This is a genomic window from Orlajensenia flava (assembly GCF_004801905.1).
In the GTDB taxonomy this organism is placed as follows: Bacteria; Actinomycetota; Actinomycetes; order Actinomycetales; family Microbacteriaceae; genus Orlajensenia; species Orlajensenia flava.
In genome coordinates this window covers 156,151-180,665 of sequence record NZ_SSSN01000005.1, presented here as the reverse complement: position 1 = coordinate 180,665, position 24,515 = coordinate 156,151, and the positions used below count along the sequence as shown (strand labels likewise).

The window sequence follows — 24,515 nt, the reverse complement described above, 5'->3', positions numbered from 1 at the left end:
CAACGATTGACCGACATCGCGGCGGCATGCAATGCAATCGCGAGCCACCTGGCGAGCGCAGCGGATGCGGGTCTGATCTTCGATGCCATTCGCATCCGCCTCGTCGAGATGGGCGAGGCCGTGAAGGATCTCGACGCCGAGACCCTCGCAAAGGAACCAACCATCCCGTGGGCTGACATCGCCCAGATGCGCGACCTGCTGGCGCACCGGTACTTCGATTCCTCGCACTCGATCGTGATGACCACAGCGAGACGCGATGTACCGCTGGTGCACGGTGCGGCGTCTCGGCTGATGGCAGCGCTCAGCAACGAGGAGTGACACCCCTCCAGAATGCGTGAAAAAGACGGGTTCCACTGAGGCCGCTGCCGGGTCGAGCTCAACTTCTTCGTGTTCCCACGGTTGGGCAGGGGCTCGACGACGACGTCTTCCGAGTCTGGGCACGACCAAACCCGGTGCGGATGGCGTGCCGGACCGCCAGCGACCAGATGACACAGGAGCCGCCGGCATCCGTCTCGAAGTGAGTAAGAGCGCTGAGGCGGCAAGCGGCATCGGCGAGCGCCCTTGCCCCGATGAGCCCGTAGATGCAGAGAGCCAGAAAGCCGCTGTAGAGGCCGGCCCGCTCAGAGCACACGGTGCCGCTCGAGCAGCTGCCTCACATTCTCCGGCAGGCCGGGCGCCGCCAGGATGCGCATGACGAGGACGCGGTCGTTGTGGTCGGCGCCGCGGCGGATGAAGGCGGAGAGCTCGGCCACGACGTGCTCGGCGCGCTCCGGCAGAACTCCCCACGGGTCGGCCAGCAGTGCCGCAGCGGCCGCCGGATCGCCGGCGATGGAACGAATCGTCGACTCGAAGTCGGCGCGCTCCGCGTTGGAGAAGCGGTGCTGAGCGGGCTCAGCGCATCCGGTCAGTCCGGAGACGTAGCGGTAGAGCCCATCGCCGGCGTCGAGGAGGACGCAGGCGAGCTCCGACTCGAGCAGGTCCGTTGTCTCCACGTCGGCATCCGTCGCCGGGCGATAGGCGAAGACGACGTTGAAGCCGTAGCGGGCGCTCCGCAGGAAGGTGAGGGTGTCGTTCGTGGGGTTCATGGTGGCTTCCTTCACTCGATGGAGGCATGACGGTAGGGGGACCCGCCGACATTACGGGCGCTCCGCGCTGCGCTCCTTGCCGCTGCTCCACGTCACGGCTCCGAGCACGCGGTACGCGGCAGCGGTCCGACGACGCCTACGAGTGGTTCGCGATCGTGCCAGGCATGCGTGTGAAGGGTGCGGCGCGAACGATGGCGCGGTCGAGTTGACACCGTCTGTCGGTTCATCCGCATCCGAACCGACAGGAAGTGTCACCTCGAATTTGACCGCCGGTCTGACTCGGATCGACGGGCACGCACCAGATCCAGCTTTCTCGCCGTGATCGGCCGCATCGACACGGCGTCGACCGAGACGGTGGCGGGTTCAGCCGCCTGACGGATGCTCGCCCGACCTGCTTCATCTCCGTCTCTGGTGCGGATGCCGGACTGTCCGAAGGACGGGATCACGTCCAGCCGCGCTCGTTCTCCATAACGCAATAGCCGGCGACGGCCGCCATCAGCCCCACAAGAGCCAGGCCGATGAGTACGTACCCCAGCGGGTTGCGGTGGTGCCCACGGAGAACCGGCAGGCCGAGGGCCGCAATCAAGACTCCGATCGCCGACGCCATCACGAGTACGATCAACCCGCCCGCGTCCCACGCCATACTGACGGTTGCGCCGTAGTCATCGCCAGCGTCGATCAGCCAGTCGCGGGAAGCGATGTCCCGCGGAACGAGCCAGAGAGCCAGGCCGCCGGCGCAGGCGCCGAGAATGGCGCCGAGCACGTGCAGGGTGTATGCCCAGAAGATCCGCTGCCCGCTCGCGAGCGGCTTGCCCTGCCGCGCTCCTGCCGCGTTGGCTCGCACGGGGCTCGGCCGGATGGGCACGGACGTCATGCCGTGCGTCACTCGGTCGTACCGGCGTCGTGTCATCCCCCGAGTATGGCGTGCTGGAGCGATCGCGGCTCCGGATCGCCGCGCACAAGCGCCTTGCGCGCGGATACGCGCCCCTCCTCGGCGATCTGCCGCATGGCCGCTCGGATCGGGGAGTCCTCGCGGTTCGAGAGTCACGAGCCGGAAGTGCGCGTGGCGTGCTTCGTCTTCCCGCCCGTGCCTGCCTTCATCGGCCGGTCCCTTCCGCCCTTCGGAGTGGCGTCGGTGCCGGAGGTCGGGCCGCAGCGGGTCTGCGTGTCGATGCAGGCGGCGACGTTCGCGTCCATGCGGGCTTGCGCCCATCCGTTCATGAAGTCGGCGTGGCCGGTGACGGGCGCACCCTGCGTGCTCGGACCGGTCGAGAGGGTGATTCCCGATCCGCTCGTGGTGGGGTAGGCGGCGTGGAAGATGATCTGCGGAATCTGCACCGGATGCGATGACGGGCACTTTCCATCCGAACCCGCGTAGGCGACGTTCTCACGGCTCCGGCCGTCGAGGGTGTGGCCATCCCAGCAGTTGGGGAACGTGATCACCAGCCGCAGGTCGTGGCCAGCTGGGCAGTCGTGGGGGGCGTTCGCCGCCTTCTGCATGAGCTTCGACGCTCCGGGCGTGCACGTCCAGTCGACGACCCGCGCGCTCTGCGGCGCTATTGCGCCCTCGTCACCGGCAATCATGCTGATGCCAGCGGGCATGGTGGCGACGGATGCGGCGGAGGCCGCCGGCGCCCGCCAGTAGATGAGTGCCGAAGACGGCTTCAGCGCGGCGCCGTTCTGGTAGACGACGGGGAGCCAGTAGGCGGACGCATCCGCCGAGGTGGAGCAGGAGGTCGAGCCGCCGACGAGGTTCGCTGGTTCGGATGACGCCGACGGCTTCGTGTTGCCGAAGAAGTCGTGCTGCATGGACATGCCGGTCATCCCGGGCATCATGATCGGGTCATCCGCTGCCGTCACCGTCGTCGCGCAACGGTCGGTGAAGATGCCGGGATTGCTTCCGCCCTGCGGAAAGCCCGCTGTGTTGACCTGGGGTGTTGCGGATGCCGTAGGCACAGACGCACCCGTCTGCTGATTGGCGACGGCCGCCGCGACACCACCGCCGACCGCGAGGACCGCCGCAGCGAGTGCAGCGATCCAGAGGGCCAGAGGACGCCTCCCCCGTGGGGCCGGCGGCTTGTCAGTGCTGTCGTTCCCAGCCTGCTGTTCGGTCATGTTCTGAGGGAACTCCTGTGCTGTTCGAATATCACCACGAGGTTGTAAGAGTTCGGTAAGCGAATTTCATGAATCGTGGATGCGGTGGCTCAGGCGAGAGACGCACTCTCGAGACGCAGGAGTTCGCGAGCCCGAGGCGCGGAGTCGTGCTCGAACACGATCACCACGGATACATGGTCCTCCAGATGCACGACACCACCCGCGACACCGCGGACCGCGCACTTCGCGCGGGTCGCGGCATCCGTTTCAGTAGCCCTTCACGTTGACGATTTGGTGCAGCGCGTGCCGCACCGTCACGAGCGAGGCCCGGCCGGCCGACATCCGCCTGGATCGCGCCCTTCCGTGACACCCACACCGCATGCCGAAGTGCTCCTCGCTCTCGGTGAAGTTGTGGTGGCAGTTGATCCACTTCCGGTGCACACGCGCATGATTCGATGAACAATGTAGTCAGGTGAAGCATTTTGTAGTCACGTGAAGTACTATGTAGTCACTTGACTTGTCTAGTCGAAAGGAGCCGAGCGTGGATCTCTCCCACCCGGAATATGCCGTGCTGGGCGAAGACCGCGCCCGGATTCTCCGTCGGCTTTTCGTTCTTGCCGAGCCGGCCTCCGGGCGTCGCATCCACCAGCTGAGCGGCGTCACGTCGCTTCGCACGACGCAGCGCATCCTCGATGAGCTGGTGAGAACAGGCATGGTGGAGGTGCAGCGTTTGGGTTCTGCATTCGCATATCAGGCCAACCGTGACCACGTTCTCTGGGGTCCGGTCGAGCAAGTGCTTGCGGTGCCCTCACTCGCGGAACAGCAGATGGCAGAGATCTTGACCGAGACGCTCGGTGACAAGACCACCAGCACTGCCCTGTACGGGTCATTCGCCCGCGGAGATGCCCGAGAGGATTCTGACGTCGACATTCTGGTCGTGTGGAATGACCACGTCGCCGCAGGCCAAAAGGAGGACACATTGCACGCCGCTGCGGAAGCCATCCGACGGCTCACTGGCAATGAGACTCAACTGTTCGCCGTGTCACCTGCAGAACTGAATCGCCTGATCGAGAATGATGCGCCTCTCATTGAGTCGCTACGCACTGACGCCCGGCGACTGACGGGCATCGAGCTCAAGCGGTTGCTAAAGAGCGGACGAGCATGACGTCGCGGACGAGACCGATGACGCTATCGGAAGCGAAAGTGCGCGCACAGCACGCTCACGCCTTCTTGAACGCGGCAGCCCTGGTCGACGAATTGGGCGAAGACGCAGGCGTCGCGACCACAGGAAACGTCATCGGTTCTCTTGCAGTTCTCGCCGGCATCGCCGCCGCCGATGCCATCTGCGGGGCAGTGCTCGGGGCACGTTCGGCCGGTCAAGATCACGGCGAGGCGGTCTCACTTCTGAGTTCGACGAAGCCCGGAAAAGCTCTCGCGCCTTCCCTCCGACGCTTGATCGAATCGAAGAACGAAACTCAGTATTCGTCCGGAATTCTTGCGGATGGACGTACCGCCGAACTCGTCACATCAGCCACGCGGCTTGTGAACGGGATGGATGAGGTACTCCGCTCCGTGAGCTGAACCAATTGCCGCGCGCACCACACCCAGCGCCACCTCCCACGGAATCCGCTCCTGCTCAAGGCGCACATTGCCCTCAGAGTGGATGCGGGCCAGAGAAACTTTCTCACTCGCGGTGAGGTGGCGTTGACTCCACTTGCGCGCTGTGCAGAATGGCGAAGCCGTCCGAGTCGAGGTCGCCCCAGTAGACAACGCGGCTGGTGCGCACCCACGGGATCGCCGCGAGAGGACCAACCGCACGGCGAACCGCCGCTCAGCCGATGCGATGTCTTCGTCGGCCCAAGGTCGGGGTGCGGCAGGTCGATCCACCACTTCTTCGCCAGCCGCTAAGCGAGGGGTGCTGCGCGATCTTGTTTCCTCGACAAGTAACCGTGCGTGCCGACTCGTGGGCGGCGATCAGTTCGGCTGCTCGAACAGTGACGATCCGCTATAATGACGATATGCACTCCGCAGCAGCCATCATCAGGAACGCGCGCGCGGCATCCGGCCTGAGCCAGACGGAACTCGCGATCCGCGCGAAGGTGACCCAGAGCGTGATCAGCGCCTACGAATCCGGGCGCCGGGATCCCTCGTTCACGATGCTCACCAAGCTCGTCGACGCTTCGGGTGCGCGGCTGGTGATCGAGCTGGCGGATGCCTCTGCGCATCCCTTGCGGGATCGGCTGACCGACCACCGATCAGCTGTCATCGATGCACTCGGCGAGCTCGGAGCATCCAACGTGCGCGTCTTCGGATCAGTCGCCCGCGGTGAGGAGACGGCAGCCAGTGACATCGATCTGCTCGTCGACCTGGATGGTGACGTAGGCATCTTCCAACTGGCGGGGATGCGGAGCACCGCATCGAGCATCCTGGGAAGTGACGTCGATGTCGTGCCTGCGTCGAGCCTGAAGCCCGACGTCGCCGCTCGAGTGCTGGCGGAGGCGACACCTGTGTGAGTCGCTCCACGGAACAACGATTGACCGACATCGCGGCCGCATGCAATGCAATCGCGAGCCACCTGGCGAGCGCAGCGGATGCGGGTCTGGTGTTCGATGCCATTCGCATCCGCCTCGTCGAGATCGGCGAGGCCGTGAAGGATCTCGACGCCGAAACCCTCGCAAAGGAACCAACCATCCCGTGGGCTGACATCGCCCAGATGCGCGACCTGCTGGCGCACCGGTACTTCGTTTCCTCGCACTCGATCGTGATGATCACGGCGAGACGCGATGTACCGCTGGTGCACGGTGCGGCGTCTCGGCTGATGGCAGCGCTCAGCAACGAGGAGTGACACCCCTCCAGAATGCGCGAAAAAGACGGGTACCACTGAGGCCGCTGCCGGGTCGAGCTCAACTTCTTCATGTTCCCACGGCTGGGCAGGGGCTCGCTCCGCGGTGGAGAATCGGTGCTGAGCGGGCTCAGCGCATCCGGTCAGTCCGGAGACATAGCGGTAGAGCCCATCGCCGGCGTCGAGGAGGACACAGGCGACCTCTGACTCGAGCAGATCGGTTGTCTCCACGTCGGCATCCGTCGCCGGGCGGTAGGCGAAGACGACGTTGAAGCCGTAGCGGCCGCTCCGCAGGAAGGTGGGGGTGTCGTTCGAGGGGTTCATAGTGGCTTCCTCCTAGTCAGTGAGAAGGCATGACGGTAGGTGGACCCGCCGACATCCCACACGCTGCTGCGCTGCCCCGGGTTGGAGATTGCCCGGCAAGGCTTCAGCCCCATACGCTGAACTAGGCGGCCGCAGAGCCATGCTGTGGAAGGACGGGTGTGACTACTGGATCCGAGAAGGCGCGGTGGGAGGAGGTCGACGCAGTCTGCGTCACCGTGCCCTTCTGGAAGAGCAGCCTTCTGGCTTCGTCGGCCAACCGCCAGACGGGAACTTCATTCTCCGGGAGGCACCTCGTGCGCAGCCTCGACGAGGCGGTAGTAGAAGTCGAGACCGCCTTATTCACGGCGCCGGTTCCGAACGGCATCAGGCGCGGCCAAGGGACCGAGAAGCGGTGCGAGCGCATACGCGAGTCGACGAACAGGTCGAGGTCACTCCCCAAAGGTGGTAGAGCTGCATTATCAGTCCCCGGTTCTACGGCCGGCGGGTTCATTGCGAGAGTCCACGTCGGCGGGAACGTTGCACGCCGCGGTTCCCACACCCCGCGAGACAGTGACTGCTTTCTGCTCCTCGATGGCGTCTTCGTAGGCACTGAGCCAGACTGCGTATCTTCCCGAGCCCGACACCCAGAGAGTGAAAGCGCCAATGATCAGGAGGATTACTGCCACGGCGATCTGAGCATAGGACAGAGGTCGATGAGCACTCGAAAGCCCAGAGCGTCGATGACGCGAGCGTTGAGCGAGAATGCAAATGCAGCCGCCACGGGGGACGAGACAAGCGCTACGGCTATGGCTGCATAACCCATCATCGGCGCCCGTGGCGCGCTTCGAATGCGGAGATCATTCAGCACCATGAGACGCAGCTCGCGGTCTTCACGAGTCGCAGAGATGAAGCGGTCGGCGTTGACGCGCGTGGGAAGTCGCATACTCCAGCGCGGCGCAGAAAGCAGCTTCACGAGCTGCTTCCGGACGCGTAGATCGTTCTGGTCAAGCGTGATAGGCATCGGCGTTCCCCTCGATTGTGAGCCTCGAACCGCCGAGGCTATTCCGGCCCGCAGACATTGAGATCGAGACTTGTCATCTCTCCCTCTCCACGAGACGATGAGGCTCGACACGAGGGGGACGTGACTATGGGGACTCTTCCCGATTGGATAGCGGCTGCTGCCGCGCTCGGCGCGCTCTTCGCAGCCATCGGCGCCGGACGGCAAGCCAAGCGCCTGTTCGACATCGAGCGGGGACGAGATCACGCGGTAGAGGAGCGTCGATCGCGGTCGCAGGCGGAATCCGTCGCGGCTTGGGTTGCCGCGCAGATCACGGATCCGAAACCGATCAGTTATGGCGTCGTCGTTCGCAACGCATCTGAGGACGTCGTCTACGACATCGACGTGAAGGTCAGCGACAAGTTCGATCGGGATGTGAGCAACCTGCACCTGCAGATCCTGCCCCCTGGGTCCTTCTACGTCGCCCAAGCCGGCAAGGACTGGGCGTTCGCTGCGGAAGTGCAGTCGTTCAGTGAGGAGATCCGGCCCGTCACGAAGTCGGCGAAGATCGGCATCCTGAACCTCGAGTTCCGAGACGCCGCTGGGTCGAAGTGGCGGCGGGTCAATAGTGGTCTACTCGAACCGGCGGACGGCGCAACTCAGCAGTGATGCCTTGACGATCGTGATGTGCACGTCGGTGGCGGGGCAGACGAGGCGGTGCTCTTGCCAGATTCGACTCGACCACGTCCCTTCCAAGCCGCTCACAGGGCTCGGGCTTGCCTATTCCCTCACCGGGCTCTCGGAGGACGTCCACGATCACCGTGTTAATGCGCTTCAGCATCCGTCGATCGCGGGCTACGCCGTCTCCGACCCGCCGTGATCGCCCCGAAGTGGGAGTGATCGACGGCCGATCCTCTGGCTAGCCTGACCTGGTGTCCTCCCGCATCAGGTCCCGGCTCATGATCGTGGCATCCGTGGTCGCGGTCGGTCTGAGCCTCGGATTGACAGGATGCTCGTCCTTGTCATCGGGCGGGAGCGATGACGAGCAGACAGTCCAAGATGCGGTCGTCGACGACGAACCATCGGATGTCGCAATCCCCCAGCCGGACGCCCCGCTCCACTGGACCTGCTCCTACGACCCGACGATCAACGACGACTGGCACGATGACATTCTCTGCAGCAACGGCGTCGAAACGAACCGACCCTACCTCCGCGAGGGGGATGATCACCCAGGACGAGATCATGGAGTCGGCGGCGGACTTCGAGGCGCAGCTCAACGCTCGGGGCTGAGCCGCTCGAGCCCGAGCCTTCTCCCTTCGTCGTCGTACCTTCAGTCGCACGTGAAGGCGTGCTGTGTCGCCTGACCAGACCCGCCGCGGGCATGCTCTCCACAGATCCCGGGATCAGCCGTCGGCAGTCGGCCTACTCCGATTCACTGGACGACATGATCATCGACTCCGGCTGGGACTTCGTGCTGCTCGCCCAGGACCAGTTGCATTGGGGCGACGGTTCACGCCGGCTCCTCGCCATACTCATGAGCGACGACCTCGGCTACTACGGCACGCTTGAGATCACCGCCCGATACGACGGCGACATGGATGCGATCGCCGATGAGATCCTCCACGTCATCGACGACGACTTCATCCGCTATTTCGCTGTGGTGGAGCAGTGCGCCGTGATCCCCGAGCACAATTCGTTCATCAATAGCGCGGGCGAGTGGCGCCCGCCGTCGGAGAATCTTAAGGAGCGAGCCCTCGATCGTGGACTGTTCATGATCGGCCATGTCTTCATCGACCCTGTCCATTGGAACAGCACCGGCCCGATGCATTCGTTCAAGGACTATGGGATGTCCGCAGACCTCCCCGCGATCACCATCACGCGTCCTGAACGCTTCTCTGATTGGCGCAGCGCGAGCGGCGGTTGGGGCACTTCCCGCCGAGCGAGTCGAGATCGGGAGCAGGGCCTTCTGGAAGAGCTCTCTGATCAGGCCTGACCAGACTAAAGTAGGCGTATGGCGGAATCCGTGAACATTTACGACGCGAAAACAGGTTTCTCCCGCCTCGTGGCGCGCGCCGAGGCCGGCGAGACGATAACCATCAGCCGCAACGGACGAGCGGTCGCGCGGCTGATTCCGGCTGTCCCCGATCGCAGAGAGCGGATGCCAGGCGCTTGGCGCGACCGCGTCGTCATCGCCGACGACTTCGACAGCTTCACCGCAGACGACGAGCACGACTGGTATGGCGCGTGAGGGTCCTGCTCGACACCCATGTACTGCTGTGGTGGCTTGCCGACCACCCGAGTCTGGCGGACGCGCATCGGCAGATCATCAGGAATCCCGACAATGAGGTGCTCATCTCGGCCGTGACGATCGCCGAGATCTCCATCAAGGCATCGCTCGGCAAGCTCGACGCCCCGGGTGATCTGCTTGACACCCTCGACGCCTGTGGGTTCTTATCGCTCGCGTTCACGGGCACGCATGCCGAGTTGCTGCGCGATCTCCCCTGGCATCACCGGGATCCCTTCGACCGGATGCTCATCGCGCAGGCATCCGTCGAGGGCATTCCCTTGCTCTCGTCTGACAGTCAGTTGGCTGCCTACGACATCGCCGCGAGGTAGCCGGGTCGTCCGTAGACGCCACGCGCGAACAGGCGACGACGGGTCTGTCAAGCCCGGTGGATGCCGCAACGGGCCGAACGTAGCCTGAGCAGAGCAGACGCGAGACGCGCGCACGACGAAGGGAGTTCGGCCATGAGCAACGACGGTGCACTCAACGACTCCGACGCAGACGCGAAGAACACGCACGGCACTCCCGGCGACGACGAGTCAGCGGACACCGCTTCGGGGGGCAACCCCGACACCACCGACGCGAACGACGCTCCCGTCGACAACCCGTCCGGCGGATGACACCGACCGAGCTTCACCTGACCAACCCCTGATCGGAGACACCATGTCGCAACGCAACACCCTCATCCGTTCCCTCCATGACATCGGCCTCGCGGCGTGGTTCGGCGGCTCGCTCATGGGCGCGGTCGGCCTCAACGGCGCCGCCGCAAAGGCCGAGCCGGCCAGCCAGAAGCTCAAGATCTCTTCCACCGGGTGGGCCAGATGGGCTCCCGTGCAACTCGCCGCACTCGCAGCGCACGGCGTCGGAGGCGTGGGCCTGATCGTGGGCAACAAGGCCAGGATCGCCGCCGACACCGGCACGCGCACGAACACGGTGGTCAAGCTGATCCTCACGGGAGTAGCCGGCGGCGCAACGCTCTACTCCGCCATCCTGGGCCGAACGATCGCCGAGCACGCCGACGAAGACGCTGAAGGGGCTACCGAACCCGGCAGCGGAACCTCGAAAGAACTGGCATCCGCTCAGACGAAACAGCGGGTGGCGCAGTGGGTAACGCCCGCGGTCACGGTCGTGCTCATCGTTCTTGCCGCACAGCAGGGCGAGCAGCAGCGCCCGGTCGCCGGCTGGCTGCAGCGCTTCTTCAGCTGAGCAGATCCGTCGCCGGCGGAACGACCGCTCGCCTCGTGCTCCGGGAAACCTCCGTGTTCTCGGGCAGGCGCGTGCGGTCGGCCCAGTCGGGCGAGGCGAACGTCGAGCCTCGCGCCCACAGCGCGTCGATGAGGCGCACCGCGTAGCGCATCCGTTCGTCGTGGGAGCCGCTCAGAAGCACCCAGGAGTGGCCGCGGCGCGTCAGCTCTTCGATGAACCACCCGGTCATCTGGGCACGGATGTGATCGCCGTCGCGCCAGCCGTCTTTCTCGAAGGCGACGCCGGCGTGGTCGGTGACGAGGTAGACGTCTCGGCGCGGCAGCTCGGTCGTTCCGAAGAGGGCCGTCTCGGGCGACGTGCTGCCGAGGTAGCGGCGCTCCCATAGCTCGGTCGCGAGCGCATCCGTGTCGGCGATGACGAGCGGGCAGGCCAGGGCCGCCGCGTTCTCGAGGGCGTTCTGCTGCCGGGCGATGCGGGCGAAGTGCTCGGGCAGCCAGACCAGGTCGGCCGGCCCGACGGGCCGGCCGAGAGCGGCCTCGGTCTCGGCGTGCAGCTCGTAGATGAACTGGCGGCCGTACTCGGGCACGAACACGATCGATTCGAACCCGGCAGCGCGGCGGTAGTGGTCGACGAGAGCGGTGGCCAGGGTCGTCGTGCCGGTGGCGCAGTGGCGACCCTCGTCGCGCCGGATGTAGGGCCCTCTATAGACACGCCGCTCCGACGAGGCCATCCTCTGCAATATGCGTGAGGTCATAGTCACCAGCCAAGCTCCGACGTCGCCGATGTACAGCCAAGGCGTCAAGGCCGGTCCGTTCGTCTACGTCTCGGGCACAACCGGAATCGACGTTGCAACGGGGCAGCTGGCGGGCCCGACCATCGGCGACCAGGTCAGACAATCGCTGACCAATTGCGAAGCGGTGTTGCACGCAGCAGGCGCGACCCTCGACGACGTGGTGGAGGTCGGCGTGCTGCTCAGCGATCCCGAAGATTTCGCCGGGATGAACGAGGAGTACGGCCGCTGGTTTCCCCAGGATCCGCCGACCCGGTACGCCGCGAAGCTGGGAGCGGTGATTCCAGGAGTACTCGTGTCGATCCGTATGACGGCGTTCCTCGGCTGAAGTCACCCGGCCCCTCGCCGTACCCGGGCTCTGCGCGCCGCCAGGCCGCGTACGCCCAGACGGCGAGCGCGAGCGCCGGACCCCAGAACCACAACGGGAGCACCAACGCGACGAGAAGCGTCGTCGCGAGATCGTGCCCCTCAGCGGGGGCGCCGGTGAGCAGCATCGGAACGGCGGACACGCAGAGGATGAGAGCGGCGACCAGCCCCGGCGCGATCGCAACCGCCGGGGGCACGCGCCGGCCGCCGACGCCCGGCATCCATTTCGGGAAGACAGTGCCCCACGGCAGGATCAGCCCGAGAGTCAGGATGCTCGCCGCCACCGCACCCGAACCGAGCATGAGGCCGGTCACCCGGATCTCGGGCAACTCGGCCATCTCTGCGCCGGAAGGTCCGAACAGCGGCCACGGCGTCAGCCAGGTCGCCCGCACGATCGCGTAGGGCAGCGGCCCGGCCGCGGCGAGGATCGTGAGCAGCCGACGATGCCGCACCAACCAGGCTTCGAAGCGGCGACCCGTCGCGCCCGAACGGAACGCGCCCATCGCGATCGCGGCGAATCCAGCGATCGCCGCGACCGCGACGACATCGGCGCCGATCTCACCGATGCGCGCCCACAGCGCCGAGCCGATGCCCCACAGGAGCGTCGCGACATCCGTCCACTGCACGCCGAAAAGCACGCAGGCTCCCACCACGACCACGATGACCGCGATCAGCACCAGCCCGGCGCGCGAGGACCGGCGCACCATGAGCGCAGCGACGAAGACCGCGGCCACCACCATCGCCATGCCGAAGAGGTATCCCGTGATCGCGATCAGCCCCAGCGATCCGAACGCGAGGGCGGTTCCACAGGCGACGAGGGCCGCCCATCCGCTCACCAGCCAGCCCGGCGGTCGGGACGGCGCGAGCCGCAGCGCGACGACCAGCCCCAGGCCGCACACGCCGAGCATGGTCGCCAGAATCGCTGTCGCGTACGGTCCGATCAGTCCGCTGATCAAGGACGTGTTCGACGTGGCGAACTCCGGGCTGAAGGCGTTGAGGCGCGGAACCACCAGCCAGATCACGCCGATCACGACGAGCAGAACGGATGCCGCCGCAGCGATGCCCGTCACAACGGCCGACGCTCGGGGCGCGTCCTCGTGGACGGAGGAGGGGACGGATGCCTGCGCTGGAGTACTCATGGCGCCGACTGTAGGAGCGCATCCGCCGGCCCGCCTCACCCGTGCGGGTGAGAGAGCTTTCGGGGCACCGCCGGCTTCAGTAGCGTGGACGACGACATGGTCGACTGGGGCGTGGAGCAGCCGGAAGCGGCGAGGAGCGGATGGCGCCGCACCCGCCGGTGGCGACCGTCGACGGCGGATGCCGCACTCGCACTCGTCTACGCCGTCGCGCTTGCTCCGCTCACGTTCTTCGAGGTGTTCGGGTCCGCCGCCCGGTGGCCGTGGTGGTCTGCGGTCGTCGTTGTCGCGTTCCTTGTGCTGCATGGCAGCGTCGCGGCGCGGCGGACGTATGCCCGCACGGCGTTCGTGGTGGCATCCGTCGTGATGCTGGCTCTGGCGACCGCTAGCCTGCCGGGGTTGCCGAGCTTCGCGGTGCTGCTGCCGAGCAGTGCGGTGTACCTGGTGATCCTCTACACGGCGTCCGCCGGCGGTGACCGCGTGCTCGATCTCGCAGCGGTCGTCGTGGGACTTGTCGGTGCCTGCCTGATCGCCGTCATCGGTCTGCTGCGCGGCGTCGCAGACCCGCAGCCGCTCGTCGTGCTCACGGGATTCGTGCTCGCCTCGGTGGGCGCAGCGTGGGTACTCGGCCGTTACCAGCGGGAGTCCCGGCGCACCGCCGCCGCACGTCGACTGGCGCAGGCGCAGGCTCTCGAACTCGAGATGCAGCGCGAACGCGAGCGGATCGCGCAGGAGAGACGGCGGATCGGACGCGACGTGCACGACGTCGTTGCGCATTCGCTGGCCGTGATGCTCGCGCAAGCCGAGGCGACACGGGTGCTGCTGGGCCGGGATGACGACCGGGCCCGCGAGTCGCTGGACAGCGCGCTCGCGGTCGGGCGGAGCGCGATGGTCGACATGCGAGGGATGCTGGGGGTCTTCGATGACGCTGGCGAGCCCGCGCCGCTGAAGCCCGGGCCCCGGCTCGCCGACGTGGCGCGACTCGTGGAGAATTCGTCGTCTCCCGGCCGGACAGCCTCGCTCGTCGAGGTCGGCGAGGAGCGCGAGTGCAGCGCGGCCGTGCACGCCGCAGCGGTGCGCATCGTGCAGGAGTCGCTCACCAACACCCTGAAACACACGCATCCACCGACCCGCACCGAGGTCCGGGTGGAGTGGGGGCCTGATCTGCTCGTCATCGAGGTCAGCGATGATGGTCGGGGACACGTCGCGGAACCGGGAGTCGCCGGTCGGGGCATCCGCGGCATGCGGGAGCGCGCAGAACAGGCCGGCGACGGGTTTCGGAGCGGACCCCGCGAAGACGGGTCAGCCGGGTGGACCACGTGCGTTCGCTTCCCGCTCGGCCCTGATTCGCGGTCCACGACGCGGAGCCCCCGTGTCTACGGTTGAGCCTGGCCGACCCATCCGCGTGATCGTGGCCGATGACCAGCCGTTGATCCGCTCGGCCATCCGCATCATGATCGAGGCTCACGACGACCTCACTCTGGTGGCGGAAGCCTCGGACGGACGCGAGTTGCTGGCGATAGCCGACGCCCACCCAGCCGACGTCGTGCTGATGGACATTCGGATGCCGAACCTCGACGGCATCGCCGCCACGCGGCAGCTGCTTGCCGCTCACGCGGGAGTGCGGGTGATCGTGCTGACCACCTATGACATCGACGAGTACGTCGTGGCGGCGATCAGGGCGGGAGCGAGCGGATTCCTGCTGAAAGACGTGTCGGCCGGGCAGTTGGCTGCCGGCATCCGCTCTGTACACGCGGGCGACTCGGTGCTCGCGCCTCACGCCGTCGCGATACTGACGAGCTTCGCGAGGCGCACCGCGGAAACCGCGGATGCCGAGGTGCTGTTGGCGCCCTTCACGCCGCGGGAGCGGGACGTTCTGCTGGCACTGGCGACCGGCGCGTCGAACGAGGTGATCGGCAGGCGATTGTTTCTCACCGGCAACACTGTGAAGACCCACATCAAGGCGATCCTGGCCAAGCTCGACGTGCCCGACCGGATACATGTGCTGATTTGGGCATATGAGAATCGGCTGGTTGGTCCGGGAACCGGCGGGCGGGCTGTCGATGCACGGTCCGGGGTCGTCGGCGTGCTCGGCCAGGAACCGCCGACTTCGTGAGGTCACGAACAGGACCTGATAGAACGCTTCTAATCAGACCTGACCAGGGGCCGTCCCGATCGCTGAGCCGTATAGCGCGCTATACCGGCGACGTGCCCAGCTCACCAACCCTCGCGGAGACGCTGCGCGCCCGAAGATCGCCGCCGGCCTGACTCAGCGCGAACTCGCCGCAAAGGCGGGAGTGCCCCTGCCGAACGTGTCGGCGTACGAGCTCGGGCATCGAAAACCGAACGCTGAGACACTCGAGCGAATGGACCGTGCACTCCGGGTGCCCACTGTGGCGCGCGTGCGCGGCCAGCGTTCCGCCCTGCTCAGCGCTGCGGCTCGACGGGGACTCACCGAGCTCCGCGTGTTCGGGTCGGTCGCCCGCGGTGATGCCGACGCCGATTCGGATGTCGACCTCCTCGTCCAACCGGGACCCCGAACCTCACTGTTCGACCTGGCAGGATTCATGGCGGAGGCCGAGGCGCTGCTGAGCAGCCCCGTCGACGTGATCTCCGACCGTGGCGAGGGCGACGCGATCGACCGGATCCGGCGCGAGTCGATTCCGCTATGAGCGCGAGGCACGATGATCCCGTCACGGGTGGCCGCCATCCTCGACGACATCCGCCGCTTCAGTGTCACCGCCGCCCGCGTGGTTTCGCGCGGCCGCGCTCGCTTCCTCGACCCGGATGATGATGACCAGCGACGAATTGCCCGCTCGGTCGTCATGGATCTGTCGACGGCGGCGGATCGCCTGCCGGCGAGCTTTCGGGACAGCCATGCGTCGGTCGACTGGCCGGGCATCCGCGCCACCCGCACCTTCATCGCTCACGACCACGCACGCAGTTCGCCGGCAGTCACTGCTCAGCTGAAGGAGGCGACGACTATCGGCGCACGGTCCGCCGCACGGTCGTCGGTTCGAACCGAGGGCCGAAACGCAGGCATCCCGAAGCTCAGAATCTGGGCATGCCCGACGCGCCGCCGCCGTTCAGCCTGACGATCGCTCTGCTGGCGATCGCGCGCGCGCACGAAGCGGAGCTGGCGGGGCTGCTGAGCACTCTCGAGCTCTCGATCCGCGGGTACGCCCTGATGGGGCACCTCCGCTCGGCGCCGGGAATCTCGTTCAGCGAACTCGCCCGGCGCTCCCGCATCACCGTGCAGAGCACGCACACGGCGGTCGAGGGATTGCGCCGGGCGGGGCTCGTCGAGGACTCGACGGCTCTCGCGGGAGCCGCCTCCACCCTGCGGATCACGGCTGCGGGCGGCTTCCGACGCGGTTCCCTCAGCTGCAGCGCACGGTTGGCCCCAACCGCGGGCTCTCGCAGCGCGTGCCGCTGATTCGGTTGGTCGGGTTGAACAGCGGGTCGATGCGCGCATCGCACCGCCTCCGAAACCTTGGCACCGCCCCCGAAAGAGGTCTAGAAGCCACGCTCGCGATTCGGGCACGATGGACGAGTCGCCGCCGAATCGGGGAAGGTCGCGCCTTCTGGTCAGTCTGGGCCAACCCTCGTCGCCGACTCGCGCCGCCCGACAATCGAGCGGCGAACGGATGCGACCTGCACCGGCACGACGACCGATGCATGCACATCGAAAGGAACACAGCATATGAGTGAAGACACCGCTTACAAGCCAGGGGACGTCGTCAACGGCCACTACCTCGGCACCGACAACGTCTGGCATCCCGTCGAAAACGGAGCACCAGCAGCTGGGGACGACTACATCCCCGCCGCGCCCGCTGTACCGGCCCCGACGCCGGCGCCGCTCGCCGAGAAGCGCAAGCCGCACGTTCTGAGCATCATCGCCCTCGTCGTCGCAGCCGTGGGGTTCATCTTCGCCTGCGTGCCCGGCGCCCTCATCGTCGGCTGGATCCTCCTCCCGGTCGGCTTCGTGCTCTCCATCGTCGGCTTCTTCCTCAATGGCAGCAAGTGGGCCACGATCACGGCACTCGTCCTGTCGGTCGTCGGCACGATCGTCGGATTCGTCGTCTTCTTCGCGGTCGTGTCCACCTCGATCAGCAGCGCTTTGGACACCACCGATGGCAAGCCGGCCCCGGCTGCGACGGACGCGGCCGAATCGGACTCCGATGCTGCGGACACGAAGGTCGTCAACCCGAACTTCGGCGACACGTTCGCCTACAAGGACGGCGTGACCATCTCGGTTTCGGCACCGACTCCGTTCACGCCGGGCGAGTACGCCTATGGCGCCGACCAAGCGAGCAACGTCGCCCTCACCTTCACCATCGTCAACGGCTCAACCAAGAACCTCGACGTGCTCGCCTTCCCGACGGTCACCAGTGCCGGCGTCGCGGCATCCGATGTGTTCGATTCCGACAACGCGGCGCTCACGCCAGCACCGCCCACCTCGACGGTTCTACCCGGCCAGTCGTTGACCTGGACCGCCGCCTACTCGATCGCCGACCCGAATAGCCTGCAGGTGGAGGTCACGCCGAGCACGTTCGCGTACGACGAGGCGATCTTCACCAACGTCGCGGGTTAGCCGACCAGCACCGTGCATTCGCCGCACTCGTCGGCAGGTCGCAGCCGTCGCTTCGGCGGTGTCTGCCTGCAAGCTCCGGCATCGGAATCAGAGTCCTTTCGACGGCGGCGAATGGCCTATGTCGCCGCAAAGCAGCGCGCACATCACCAGGGGCGCACCGTGACCTCGCTCATCGAGCAGGCACTCCGTGAGGAGCTGGCGAGGAACCGCCAGCGAGGAGCTTTCGGGTCGAGCCGTACCGGGGCAGCGGCGTCCTGCCCGGCGTGAATCTCAGCGACTCGGTGGACCTTCTCGCTCGCATGAGCGATTGACATGCTGCTCATCGATGTCAACGTCCTCGTCGGTGCCTTCCGCACGAATGTCGAGCACCACGCCGAACTCGCCGAGTGGCTCGAGGAGGCGTGGCGGATGCTGAGCCTCTCGGCGTGACGGATGCCGTGCTCGCCGGCTTCGTTCGGGTCGTGACGCATCCGCGCATCTTCGTCGACCCGACGCCGACGACGACCGCACTCGAACAGGCATCCGCTCTGCGAAGCGCGAGCGGGGTGATCGTGATCGCCTCCGGGGCCGGCTACTGGGACGCCTTCGACCGATGCTGTCGAGAGGGCGACGCGCGGGGCAACCTCGTCGTCGACGCCGCGCACGCCGCATCCGCCGTCGAGACGGGTGCACGGTTCGTCACCTTCGATCGCGACGATGCCCGAGCGTGAAGGTCGAGTCGCCACTTCCCTAGGCGTACCGTCGGAAATGGTCGCATCCGGACTCGGCGACGGGTTCGGCCGGAGCTTGCTAGATTCGCGTCACGGGATCGCTGGTGTTCACGCCTTCTCCGGCTCGTCGAGGGGAATCTTATGACGGTCATCGGCATCGAAGAGCATTGGACGACGCCCGAGCTGACGGCAGCGCTGAAGAGGCTGCCCGCCTCGCACCGAGACGACAGCCTGGTGCTCAATGAGATGGGTGACAACCTCGAGCGGCTCGAAGACCTCGATGCCCAGCGCATCGCGACGATGGACGAGCAGGGCATCGACATGCAGATCCTGTCGGTGGCACCACCCGCGACGGGACCGCTCGACCCTGCCGACGCGGTAGCCCTCAGCCGCGACCTGAACGACATCGCCGCCGACGCTGTCCGCAGAAATCCGGCGCGCTTCCGTGCCATGGCGACGCTTCCTATGGCCGAACCCAGTGCCGTCGCCGGCGAGCTGGAACGCACCGCGAAGGCCGGCTTCGTCGGCGCGATGGTCTACGGACGAACGGATGACATCCCCCTCGACGCCCCGCACTACGACGACCTGTTCGCCACCGCCGCAGCCCTCGGCCAGCCGATCTTCATCCACCCTCAGATTCCGGCGCGCGCCATCCGCCGATCCGCCTATTCGGGATTCAACGAGCTGACCGAGCTCGCGCTGTCGACGTTCGGGTGGGGGTGGCACCTCGAGGCCGCCACGGCGGCGCTGCGGCTCATCGCCCGAGGCACCTTCGACCGCCACCCCGACCTGCAGATCATCCTCGGGCACTGGGGCGAACTGCTCCTCTTCTGGCAGGACCGGGTGAACAGCATCGCCCGAACTGCGGGCCTGGAGCGCACCGTATCCGAGTACGTGCGGTCGAACGTGTTCATCACGAGCTCGGGCATGTTCAACTCGGCGCTGCTCGAGCACACGCTGACGGCGACCACGATCGACCGGCTGCTGTTCTCGACCGACTACCCCTTTCAGCGGCCCACCCGTGCGGAGATCGAGGAATTCCTGGCCGCGTTCGACTCTGACGACGACCGAGCCCGGTTCACCGAGGGCAACGCCCGGCGACTCTTCGGCATCGACCTGGACGCCGGCGCGAACCACTGAGGCGACGACGGATGCCGCTCCGCTGGCCGCGCGCCGCACCCGGTTCTAGCTCGGTGCGCAATCGAGTTGACACTTTCTGTCGCCCCGGATGCTGGTGAACCGACAGGTGGTGTCAACTCACCGTTGCGAACGTTGATGAATCGACAGAAAGTGTCAACTCGCCGCAGATGCCGGTGAACCGACAGAGTGCGTCAACTCGCCCGACGGATACCGCCGTCTCGCTATACGCCACACCAGGTTCGGTCGGTGTGGAAAGCGAGTTGACACTTTCTGTCGCTCCGGATGCCGGTGAACCGACAGGTGGTGTCACCTCACCGCTCCGGATGCCGGTGAATCGACAGAAGCGTCAAGTCGACTCCTACGCCGAGCCAGAACGTGACGCGGCGCCGATTGGGGAGAGAAGGACCGCGGGCCGAACCCACCGGGCCACCAACGTATCGTTCGCATATCGAAATGAGCATACGTGTGCGCAACACCCGTCCCGCTTGGCTGAAAGCATGCCCAACCCGACGACCGCTGGAACACCGGCTCGATCCGTTCCATCAGCGCCGCAACCGCGCCTGACCGGCGTGACGGTCTACGGTGCCGAGCCCGATGAGGCCGACTTGATGCGAGAACTCGCACCGGGTCTGCGGGTTCTGCCCACGATCACGGCGAGCGCGCTATCGGCCTCGAATGTCGACTTGGCGTGGGGGAGCCGGTGCGTCAGCGTCGGGCACAAGACGCCGGTGAAGAATGCAGATCTCCTCGCCCTGCACCGGATGGGCGTCGCCTACCTTTCCACGCGAAGCATCGGCTACGACCACATCGATGTGTCGTACGCGAACAGCCTCGGCATCACGGTGGAGAACGTCGCCTATTCCCCCGACAGCGTCGCGGACTACGCGCTCATGCTCATGCTCATGCTGGTGCGGCGCGCCACGTCGATGCTTCGCAGAACGGATGCCCACGACTTTCGGCTGCCCGAACTGCGGGGAAAGGAGTTGCGCGACCTCACCGTCGGCGTCGTCGGCACCGGCCGCATCGGCGCTGCGGTCATCGAGAGGCTCCGCGGTTTCGGCTCACCGGTGATCGCTTGCGACAGCGGCCGGAAGATCCCGGCCGAGTACATTCCGCTCGACGAGTTGCTGCAGCGCAGCGACATCGTCACTTTGCATGCACCGCTGAACGCCGACACCCGCCACCTCCTGAATGCCGAACGCCTCGGCCGCATGAAGACCGGCGCCTTCGTGGTCAACACGGCACGCGGCGCGCTCATCGACACCGCAGCTCTCCTCGCGGCCCTGGAGAGCGGCCGGCTGGGCGGCGCGGGGCTCGACGTCGTGGAAGGCGAAGACGCGATCTTCTACGCCGACCATCGGGGGCGACAGCTCGCCGACCGAGCGCTGCTGCGACTGCAGCGGCATCCGAACGTGGTCATCAGTCCCCACTCGGCGTACTACACCGACCAAGCCCTGCGCGACACCGTCGTGAACGGCCTCATCAATTGTTCGAACTTCGAAAGCGAGAGTTCCCGTGGCTAAGTTGAGACTCGGCATCATCTTTGGTGGTCGTTCTGAAGAACACGCCATCTCCCTCAAGTCCGCCCGCGAAGTCGCGAAGAACCTCGACGAAAACGCCTACGAACCCTTTTGGATAGGCATTTCGCCCGAGGGTGTTTGGTCACTGTGCGACGGCCCCGAGCTGAATGAGGGCCGCTCTCGGCCAGGCATGCTCTCACCCGATCGCAGTGTGCACGGGCTCCTCGTCGGTCAGGACGGGAACGTCGAGGCGCTCCGTCTCGACGTCGTGTTCCCGGTGCTGCACGGCAAGACCGGCGAAGACGGCGCCGTGCAGGGCCTGTTGGAGTTGTCGGGAATCCCCTACGTGGGTTGCGGGGTCGCGAGTTCGGCCCTGTGCATGGACAAGTCGCTCGCCTACATCGTCGCGCGCAGCGCTGGCATCCCGACCCCGCCGTTTCGAACGCTCACCTCCTCTGAAGAAGTCGACCCCGACTCGCTCGACTACCCCGTCTTCGTCAAACCCGCCCGGTCGGGTTCCTCTTTCGGCGTCACCAAGGTGGAGTACAGGCAGGACCTGGCCAGCGCGTTGCAGGTGGCGCGGCGATTCGACTCGAAGGTGCTCATCGAGCAGACCGTCCTCGGCAGCGAGGTCGGCTGCGCGGTGCTCGGGAACGACGCGGACCTGATCGTCGGGGAGGTCGACCGCATCGCCTTGACGCACGGCTTCTTCAGAATCCATCAGGAGAGGGCGCCGGAGCACGGCTCCGACAACTCCGTACCGATCGTTCCGGCCGACATCTCTGCTGAGGCTCGTGCACTCGCGCAGCGGACGGCGAGAGGCGTCTACACCGCGCTCGGATGCCGAGGGCTCGCCCGCGTCGACATGTTCCTCACCCCCGCGGGAACCGTCATCCTGAACGAGGTCAACACGCTGCCGGGGCTGACGTCGTACAGCCGTTACCCACGGATGATGGCAGCCGCGGGAATGCCGCTCTCAGACGTGATCGACCGCCTGGTGGCACTGGCGATGACCGGGTCGAAGCGATGAGAAGCGACTTCGTCTACATCGACGAGCTCGTACCGGGCATTCGATGGGATGCCAAGTACGCCACCTGGGACAACTTCACGGGCAAACCCGTCGACGGCTACCTGACCAATCGCATCGCCGGCACGACGGCTCTCTGCGCCGCTGTCGACCGGGCCCGCGCCGAGGCGGCGGCGAGAGGTTTCGGTCTGCTCCTCTGGGACGGATATCGCCCGCAACGCGCGGTCGACGCGTTTCTGAGCTGGTCCAGACAACCGGAGGACGGCCGCACGAAGCGGCGGCACTACCCGAACATCGCCAGGTCTGAGATGGTCGAGCAGGGATACGTCGCCGCAGAGTCCGGACACAGCCGAGGCGGCACTCTCGACCTCACGCTGTTCCACCTCGCCGATGGCGAACTCGCCGGGATGGGAGGGGACCATGACCTCATGGATCCGGTCTCCTCCCACGGCGCCCCCGGAATCTCGGGCGCTCAGGCCGCAAGCCGGCTCCACCTTCGCTCGATCATGGAAGCGTCGGGGTTCAGGGCCTACGAAACCGAGTGGTGGCACTACACGATGATCGACGAGCCCTACCCCGACACCTTCTTCGACTTTCCCCTCACCTGAGCAGCGCGGGCAACCTCACTACGGCCCGCAGGCCACCACCCGGTCGAGGCTCGATGGCGAGCGAACCGTCATGGGCCCGGCTGATGCTCTCCACGATCGCCAAGCCCAAGCCGACACCGGAATCGTCGGTGCGGGTGCGAGCGCTGCCGCGTTGGAACGGTTCGGTCAGCGTTGCCACCAGGTGGGGGCTGAGCTGGGCACCCGTGTTCTCGACGATGAGCACCGCGTGCTGCGCATCCGTCTCCGTCTTCACCCACACCGAGCCCTCGTGCGCGAGGTTGTGGACGATGGCGTTGTGCACGAGATTGGTGACCAACTGCAGAAGCAGGGTGTGCGAGCCATCCGTGACGGTGATCGCTCCCGAGATCTCGATGGTCACGCCGCGTTTCTCCGCGAGTGGAAGCAGTGCTTCGACGGCCTCCTCCGAGGCCAGCGACACGTCGACGGCCTCCCTCTCGAAAGTTCCCTGGCCCGTGCGGCTGAGCAGCAGCAGTGCCTCCGTCAGATTGATGGCGCGGAGGTTGACGGTCCGCAGACGCTCGATCAGCTCTGCGCTCTCGCCACGCGGATCGTTGCGGGCGACGTCGAGCAGGGTCTGCGTTATCGCCAACGGGGTGCGCAGCTCATGGGACGCGTTGGCGGCGAACCGCTGCTGTTCGGCGACCTGCGCCTCGAGCCGGGCGAGCATGACGTCGAAGCTGTCGGCGAGCTCCCGAAACTCGTCCCGACGACCCTCCAGCTCGATGCGATGCGAGAGCGATCCGGTCGCCGCCCGCCGCGTCGCCCTCGTGATGCGGTCGAGCGGCGCCAGCATGCGGCCGGCCAGTAACCATCCGCCGAACACCATGAATGCGAGCAGGACCAGAGAAGCCCAGGCGGCCGCGGGCACGAACGCGCGCAGGAGGTCGTCCCGGCTGGGACCGAACGGCGTCAGAGCGTCCTGACCGTCTTGGTTGGGCACATACCGCAGGAGGAACACCCACACCACCGCGAGAAGCACGGCACCGGCGACGAGCAGGAACCCGGCGTAACTGAGGGTGAACTTCAGGCGGACGCTGAGGCCAGGAGTTCTATTCACGATCACCCCGCTCATCGTCGGCGTTCAGCTCCGTCTCGATGCGGTAGCCGACGCCGGGCACCGTGGCGATCACCCAGGGTCTGCCGAGGCGCTTGCGCAGGGCGGAGATCGTGATGCGGACCGCGTTCGTGAACGGGTCGGCGTTCTCATCCCACGCGCGCTCGAGCAGATCCTCGGCACTGACGACGCCGCCGTCGGCCGCGACGAGAACCTCCAGCACCGCGAACTGCTTGCGGGTCAGCGCCACGTATACGCTGTCTCGATACACCTCCCGGCGGAAGGGATCCACACGCAGTCCGGCGACCTCGCGCACCGGCGGCCTATTGTGCACCCGCCGCCGATCCAAGGCTCTCAGGCGGAGAACGAGCTCGTGAAACTCGAACGGCTTGGTGAGGTAGTCGTCTGCGCCGATGCCGAAACCCGACGTCTTGTCATCCAACCGATCGGCGGCGGTGAGCATGAGGATCGGCATGCCGCTGCGCGAGGCCACGATGCCCTGCGCGATCTCGTCACCCGATGGTCCCGGAATATCACGGTCGAGCACCGCGATGTCGTAGGTGTTGATGCTCAGCAATTCCAGAGCGGCATCCCCGTCGCCGGCGATGTCGGCCGCGATCGCTTCCAGCCTCAACCCGTCACGGATGGCCTGCGCCATCAGGGGCTCATCCTCGACAACCAGCACACGCATAGTTCCGATGCTACGAGCGGGAACATATCGTTGGCGTAGCGTTCTCA

33 protein-coding genes are annotated in these 24,515 nt (G+C 66.3%); 23 read left to right on the top strand and 10 right to left on the bottom strand.

The genetic code is table 11. The features are described from left to right. The first annotated feature begins 6 nt into the window (after positions 1-6). Positions 7-318 (top strand): HepT-like ribonuclease domain-containing protein, encoded by a 312-nt coding sequence (locus tag E6C70_RS08610; RefSeq protein WP_235833357.1) that lies wholly within the window; start codon positions 7-9, stop codon positions 316-318. Positions 319-620: 302 nt separating this feature from the next. Here E6C70_RS08610 and E6C70_RS08605 read toward each other — a convergent pair whose 3' ends face one another. From E6C70_RS08605 to E6C70_RS08595, 3 genes are all read right to left on the bottom strand, one after another. Further along, positions 621-1,085: a hypothetical protein gene (locus tag E6C70_RS08605; protein ID WP_136424133.1), complete on the bottom strand. Its 465-nt coding sequence runs from the start codon at positions 1,083-1,085 to the stop codon at positions 621-623. Positions 1,086-1,527: 442 nt separating this feature from the next. Beyond that, complete coding sequence (locus tag E6C70_RS08600) at positions 1,528-1,995, bottom strand: hypothetical protein (RefSeq protein WP_136424132.1); 468 nt, start codon at positions 1,993-1,995, stop codon at positions 1,528-1,530. Positions 1,996-2,129: 134 nt separating this feature from the next. Continuing rightward, on the bottom strand, positions 2,130-3,200 hold the full coding sequence (locus E6C70_RS08595; RefSeq protein ID WP_136424131.1) for a DUF1996 domain-containing protein: 1,071 nt from the start codon (positions 3,198-3,200) through the stop codon (positions 2,130-2,132). A gap of 520 nt (positions 3,201-3,720) precedes the next feature. On the opposite strand from E6C70_RS08595, the gene E6C70_RS08590 reads away from it, so the two are divergent. Then, a complete protein-coding gene (locus E6C70_RS08590; RefSeq protein WP_136424130.1) occupies positions 3,721-4,344 on the top strand; it encodes a nucleotidyltransferase domain-containing protein in 624 nt (207 codons plus the stop codon). 17 nt (positions 4,345-4,361) lie between these two features. Next, positions 4,362-4,760, top strand: a complete 399-nt coding sequence (locus E6C70_RS08585) for a hypothetical protein (RefSeq protein WP_136424129.1) — start codon at positions 4,362-4,364, stop codon at positions 4,758-4,760. A 103-nt stretch (positions 4,761-4,863) separates the two neighbouring features. Here the strand turns inward: E6C70_RS08585 and E6C70_RS17035 are convergent, their stop codons facing one another. Continuing rightward, on the bottom strand, positions 4,864-4,965 hold the full coding sequence (locus E6C70_RS17035) for a Wadjet anti-phage system protein JetD domain-containing protein (protein ID WP_235833356.1): 102 nt from the start codon (positions 4,963-4,965) through the stop codon (positions 4,864-4,866). Between the two features lie 232 nt (positions 4,966-5,197). On the opposite strand from E6C70_RS17035, the gene E6C70_RS08575 reads away from it, so the two are divergent. Continuing rightward, entirely contained in the window at positions 5,198-5,692 is a 495-nt protein-coding gene (locus E6C70_RS08575) for a helix-turn-helix domain-containing protein (RefSeq protein ID WP_207670071.1), read from the top strand. 20 nt (positions 5,693-5,712) lie between these two features. Beyond that, positions 5,713-6,024 (top strand): HepT-like ribonuclease domain-containing protein, encoded by a 312-nt coding sequence (locus E6C70_RS08570; protein ID WP_235833355.1) that lies wholly within the window; start codon positions 5,713-5,715, stop codon positions 6,022-6,024. Between the two features lie 976 nt (positions 6,025-7,000). Here the strand turns inward: E6C70_RS08570 and E6C70_RS08560 are convergent. Beyond that, positions 7,001-7,345, bottom strand: coding sequence for a hypothetical protein (locus E6C70_RS08560; RefSeq protein ID WP_136424127.1), 345 nt, complete (start codon positions 7,343-7,345; stop codon positions 7,001-7,003). A 120-nt stretch (positions 7,346-7,465) separates the two neighbouring features. On the opposite strand from E6C70_RS08560, the gene E6C70_RS08555 reads away from it, so the two are divergent. After that, entirely contained in the window at positions 7,466-7,990 is a 525-nt protein-coding gene (locus tag E6C70_RS08555; RefSeq protein ID WP_136424126.1) for a hypothetical protein, read from the top strand. On the opposite strand, the gene E6C70_RS08550 is transcribed toward E6C70_RS08555, so the two are convergent. Further along, on the bottom strand, positions 7,944-8,162 hold the full coding sequence (locus E6C70_RS08550) for a type II toxin-antitoxin system RelE/ParE family toxin (protein WP_407921026.1): 219 nt from the start codon (positions 8,160-8,162) through the stop codon (positions 7,944-7,946). The genes E6C70_RS08555 and E6C70_RS08550 overlap by 47 nt on opposite strands. A gap of 181 nt (positions 8,163-8,343) precedes the next feature. Next, a complete protein-coding gene (locus tag E6C70_RS16845; protein ID WP_207670070.1) occupies positions 8,344-8,550 on the bottom strand; it encodes a hypothetical protein in 207 nt (68 codons plus the stop codon). A 215-nt stretch (positions 8,551-8,765) separates the two neighbouring features. Here E6C70_RS16845 and E6C70_RS08545 point away from each other — a divergent pair, with 215 nt between their 5' ends. From E6C70_RS08545 to E6C70_RS08530, 5 genes are all read left to right on the top strand, one after another. After that, positions 8,766-9,314, top strand: a complete 549-nt coding sequence (locus tag E6C70_RS08545; protein ID WP_136424125.1) for a hypothetical protein — start codon at positions 8,766-8,768, stop codon at positions 9,312-9,314. Positions 9,315-9,332: 18 nt separating this feature from the next. Beyond that, positions 9,333-9,569 (top strand): type II toxin-antitoxin system Phd/YefM family antitoxin, encoded by a 237-nt coding sequence (locus E6C70_RS08540; RefSeq protein WP_136424124.1) that lies wholly within the window; start codon positions 9,333-9,335, stop codon positions 9,567-9,569. Next, positions 9,566-9,937 carry a type II toxin-antitoxin system VapC family toxin gene (locus E6C70_RS08535; protein WP_136424123.1) on the top strand — a complete coding sequence of 124 codons (372 nt, stop codon included), beginning with the start codon at positions 9,566-9,568 and terminating at the stop codon, positions 9,935-9,937. The genes E6C70_RS08540 and E6C70_RS08535 overlap by 4 nt, the downstream gene beginning before the upstream one ends. 132 nt (positions 9,938-10,069) lie before the next feature. Then, positions 10,070-10,225: a hypothetical protein gene (locus tag E6C70_RS16645; protein WP_168770890.1), complete on the top strand. Its 156-nt coding sequence runs from the start codon at positions 10,070-10,072 to the stop codon at positions 10,223-10,225. A 43-nt stretch (positions 10,226-10,268) separates the two neighbouring features. Next, positions 10,269-10,811, top strand: coding sequence for a hypothetical protein (locus E6C70_RS08530; protein WP_136424122.1), 543 nt, complete (start codon positions 10,269-10,271; stop codon positions 10,809-10,811). On the opposite strand, the gene E6C70_RS08525 is transcribed toward E6C70_RS08530, so the two are convergent. Then, positions 10,804-11,541: an AAA family ATPase gene (locus E6C70_RS08525; RefSeq protein WP_168770889.1), complete on the bottom strand. Its 738-nt coding sequence runs from the start codon at positions 11,539-11,541 to the stop codon at positions 10,804-10,806. The two genes, E6C70_RS08530 and E6C70_RS08525, sit on opposite strands and share 8 nt — an antisense overlap. Before the next feature lie 10 nt (positions 11,542-11,551). On the opposite strand from E6C70_RS08525, the gene E6C70_RS08520 reads away from it, so the two are divergent. The 12 genes from E6C70_RS08520 (at position 11,552) to vanX (ending at position 22,702) form a co-directional block, all read left to right on the top strand. After that, entirely contained in the window at positions 11,552-11,929 is a 378-nt protein-coding gene (locus tag E6C70_RS08520; RefSeq protein WP_136424120.1) for a RidA family protein, read from the top strand. 1,273 nt (positions 11,930-13,202) lie between these two features. Further along, positions 13,203-14,489 carry a sensor histidine kinase gene (locus E6C70_RS17030; protein ID WP_136424119.1) on the top strand — a complete coding sequence of 429 codons (1,287 nt, stop codon included), beginning with the start codon at positions 13,203-13,205 and terminating at the stop codon, positions 14,487-14,489. Continuing rightward, positions 14,476-15,219: a response regulator gene (locus E6C70_RS08510; protein ID WP_235833354.1), complete on the top strand. Its 744-nt coding sequence runs from the start codon at positions 14,476-14,478 to the stop codon at positions 15,217-15,219. The genes E6C70_RS17030 and E6C70_RS08510 overlap by 14 nt, the downstream gene beginning before the upstream one ends. A 58-nt stretch (positions 15,220-15,277) precedes the next feature. Further along, positions 15,278-15,775 carry a helix-turn-helix domain-containing protein gene (locus E6C70_RS17165; protein ID WP_136424118.1) on the top strand — a complete coding sequence of 166 codons (498 nt, stop codon included), beginning with the start codon at positions 15,278-15,280 and terminating at the stop codon, positions 15,773-15,775. Between the two features lie 27 nt (positions 15,776-15,802). Further along, a complete protein-coding gene (locus E6C70_RS08500; RefSeq protein ID WP_136424117.1) occupies positions 15,803-16,198 on the top strand; it encodes a ribonuclease HepT family protein in 396 nt (131 codons plus the stop codon). Continuing rightward, positions 16,168-16,539, top strand: a complete 372-nt coding sequence (locus tag E6C70_RS08495) for a MarR family winged helix-turn-helix transcriptional regulator (protein ID WP_136424116.1) — start codon at positions 16,168-16,170, stop codon at positions 16,537-16,539. The genes E6C70_RS08500 and E6C70_RS08495 overlap by 31 nt, the downstream gene beginning before the upstream one ends. A gap of 267 nt (positions 16,540-16,806) precedes the next feature. Beyond that, positions 16,807-17,697, top strand: a complete 891-nt coding sequence (locus E6C70_RS08490; RefSeq protein WP_136424115.1) for a hypothetical protein — start codon at positions 16,807-16,809, stop codon at positions 17,695-17,697. Positions 17,698-18,098: 401 nt separating this feature from the next. After that, positions 18,099-18,407, top strand: coding sequence for a PIN domain-containing protein (locus E6C70_RS08485; RefSeq protein WP_207670069.1), 309 nt, complete (start codon positions 18,099-18,101; stop codon positions 18,405-18,407). Between the two features lie 141 nt (positions 18,408-18,548). Next, complete coding sequence (locus E6C70_RS08480; protein ID WP_136424114.1) at positions 18,549-19,547, top strand: amidohydrolase family protein; 999 nt, start codon at positions 18,549-18,551, stop codon at positions 19,545-19,547. 608 nt (positions 19,548-20,155) lie between these two features. Beyond that, positions 20,156-21,070 (top strand): NAD(P)-dependent oxidoreductase, encoded by a 915-nt coding sequence (locus E6C70_RS08475; RefSeq protein WP_235833382.1) that lies wholly within the window; start codon positions 20,156-20,158, stop codon positions 21,068-21,070. Then, complete coding sequence (vanA, locus tag E6C70_RS08470; RefSeq protein ID WP_136424112.1) at positions 21,063-22,097, top strand: D-alanine--(R)-lactate ligase; 1,035 nt, start codon at positions 21,063-21,065, stop codon at positions 22,095-22,097. The genes E6C70_RS08475 and vanA overlap by 8 nt, the downstream gene beginning before the upstream one ends. After that, entirely contained in the window at positions 22,094-22,702 is a 609-nt protein-coding gene (gene vanX / locus E6C70_RS08465; protein ID WP_136424111.1) for a D-Ala-D-Ala dipeptidase VanX, read from the top strand. The genes vanA and vanX overlap by 4 nt, the downstream gene beginning before the upstream one ends. Here vanX and E6C70_RS08460 read toward each other — a convergent pair. Beyond that, the gene (locus E6C70_RS08460; RefSeq protein ID WP_136424110.1) at positions 22,695-23,780 is read right to left on the bottom strand and encodes a sensor histidine kinase; all 1,086 of its coding nucleotides are present in this window, start codon (positions 23,778-23,780) and stop codon (positions 22,695-22,697) included. The two genes, vanX and E6C70_RS08460, sit on opposite strands and share 8 nt — an antisense overlap. Next, positions 23,773-24,468 (bottom strand): response regulator transcription factor, encoded by a 696-nt coding sequence (locus E6C70_RS08455; protein WP_136424109.1) that lies wholly within the window; start codon positions 24,466-24,468, stop codon positions 23,773-23,775. Before E6C70_RS08455 ends, E6C70_RS08460 begins: the two co-directional genes overlap by 8 nt. Between the last annotated feature and the right edge of the window lie 47 nt (positions 24,469-24,515).

Bases quoted from the DNA above. Each gene is read 5' to 3' on its own strand.
- E6C70_RS08605 (WP_136424133.1), bottom strand. From the start codon at position 1,085: ATGAACCCCACGAACGACACCCTCACCTTCCTGCGGAGCGCCCGCTAC.
- E6C70_RS08600 (WP_136424132.1), bottom strand. From the start codon at position 1,995: ATGACACGACGCCGGTACGACCGAGTGACGCACGGCATGACGTCCGTG.
- E6C70_RS08595 (WP_136424131.1), bottom strand. From the start codon at position 3,200: ATGACCGAACAGCAGGCTGGGAACGACAGCACTGACAAGCCGCCGGCC.
- E6C70_RS08585 (WP_136424129.1), top strand. From the start codon at position 4,362: ATGACGCTATCGGAAGCGAAAGTGCGCGCACAGCACGCTCACGCCTTC.
- E6C70_RS08575 (WP_207670071.1), top strand. From the start codon at position 5,198: ATGCACTCCGCAGCAGCCATCATCAGGAACGCGCGCGCGGCATCCGGC.
- E6C70_RS08560 (WP_136424127.1), bottom strand. From the start codon at position 7,345: ATGCCTATCACGCTTGACCAGAACGATCTACGCGTCCGGAAGCAGCTC.
- E6C70_RS08550 (WP_407921026.1), bottom strand. From the start codon at position 8,162: ATGCTGAAGCGCATTAACACGGTGATCGTGGACGTCCTCCGAGAGCCC.
- E6C70_RS08545 (WP_136424125.1), top strand. From the start codon at position 8,766: ATGATCATCGACTCCGGCTGGGACTTCGTGCTGCTCGCCCAGGACCAG.
- E6C70_RS08540 (WP_136424124.1), top strand. From the start codon at position 9,333: ATGGCGGAATCCGTGAACATTTACGACGCGAAAACAGGTTTCTCCCGC.
- E6C70_RS16645 (WP_168770890.1), top strand. From the start codon at position 10,070: ATGAGCAACGACGGTGCACTCAACGACTCCGACGCAGACGCGAAGAAC.
- E6C70_RS08530 (WP_136424122.1), top strand. From the start codon at position 10,269: ATGTCGCAACGCAACACCCTCATCCGTTCCCTCCATGACATCGGCCTC.
- E6C70_RS08525 (WP_168770889.1), bottom strand. From the start codon at position 11,541: ATGGCCTCGTCGGAGCGGCGTGTCTATAGAGGGCCCTACATCCGGCGC.
- E6C70_RS08520 (WP_136424120.1), top strand. From the start codon at position 11,552: ATGCGTGAGGTCATAGTCACCAGCCAAGCTCCGACGTCGCCGATGTAC.
- E6C70_RS17030 (WP_136424119.1), top strand. From the start codon at position 13,203: ATGGTCGACTGGGGCGTGGAGCAGCCGGAAGCGGCGAGGAGCGGATGG.
- E6C70_RS08495 (WP_136424116.1), top strand. From the start codon at position 16,168: ATGCCCGACGCGCCGCCGCCGTTCAGCCTGACGATCGCTCTGCTGGCG.
- E6C70_RS08490 (WP_136424115.1), top strand. From the start codon at position 16,807: ATGAGTGAAGACACCGCTTACAAGCCAGGGGACGTCGTCAACGGCCAC.
- E6C70_RS08480 (WP_136424114.1), top strand. From the start codon at position 18,549: ATGACGGTCATCGGCATCGAAGAGCATTGGACGACGCCCGAGCTGACG.
- E6C70_RS08475 (WP_235833382.1), top strand. From the start codon at position 20,156: ATGCGAGAACTCGCACCGGGTCTGCGGGTTCTGCCCACGATCACGGCG.
- vanX (WP_136424111.1), top strand. From the start codon at position 22,094: ATGAGAAGCGACTTCGTCTACATCGACGAGCTCGTACCGGGCATTCGA.
- E6C70_RS08455 (WP_136424109.1), bottom strand. From the start codon at position 24,468: ATGCGTGTGCTGGTTGTCGAGGATGAGCCCCTGATGGCGCAGGCCATC.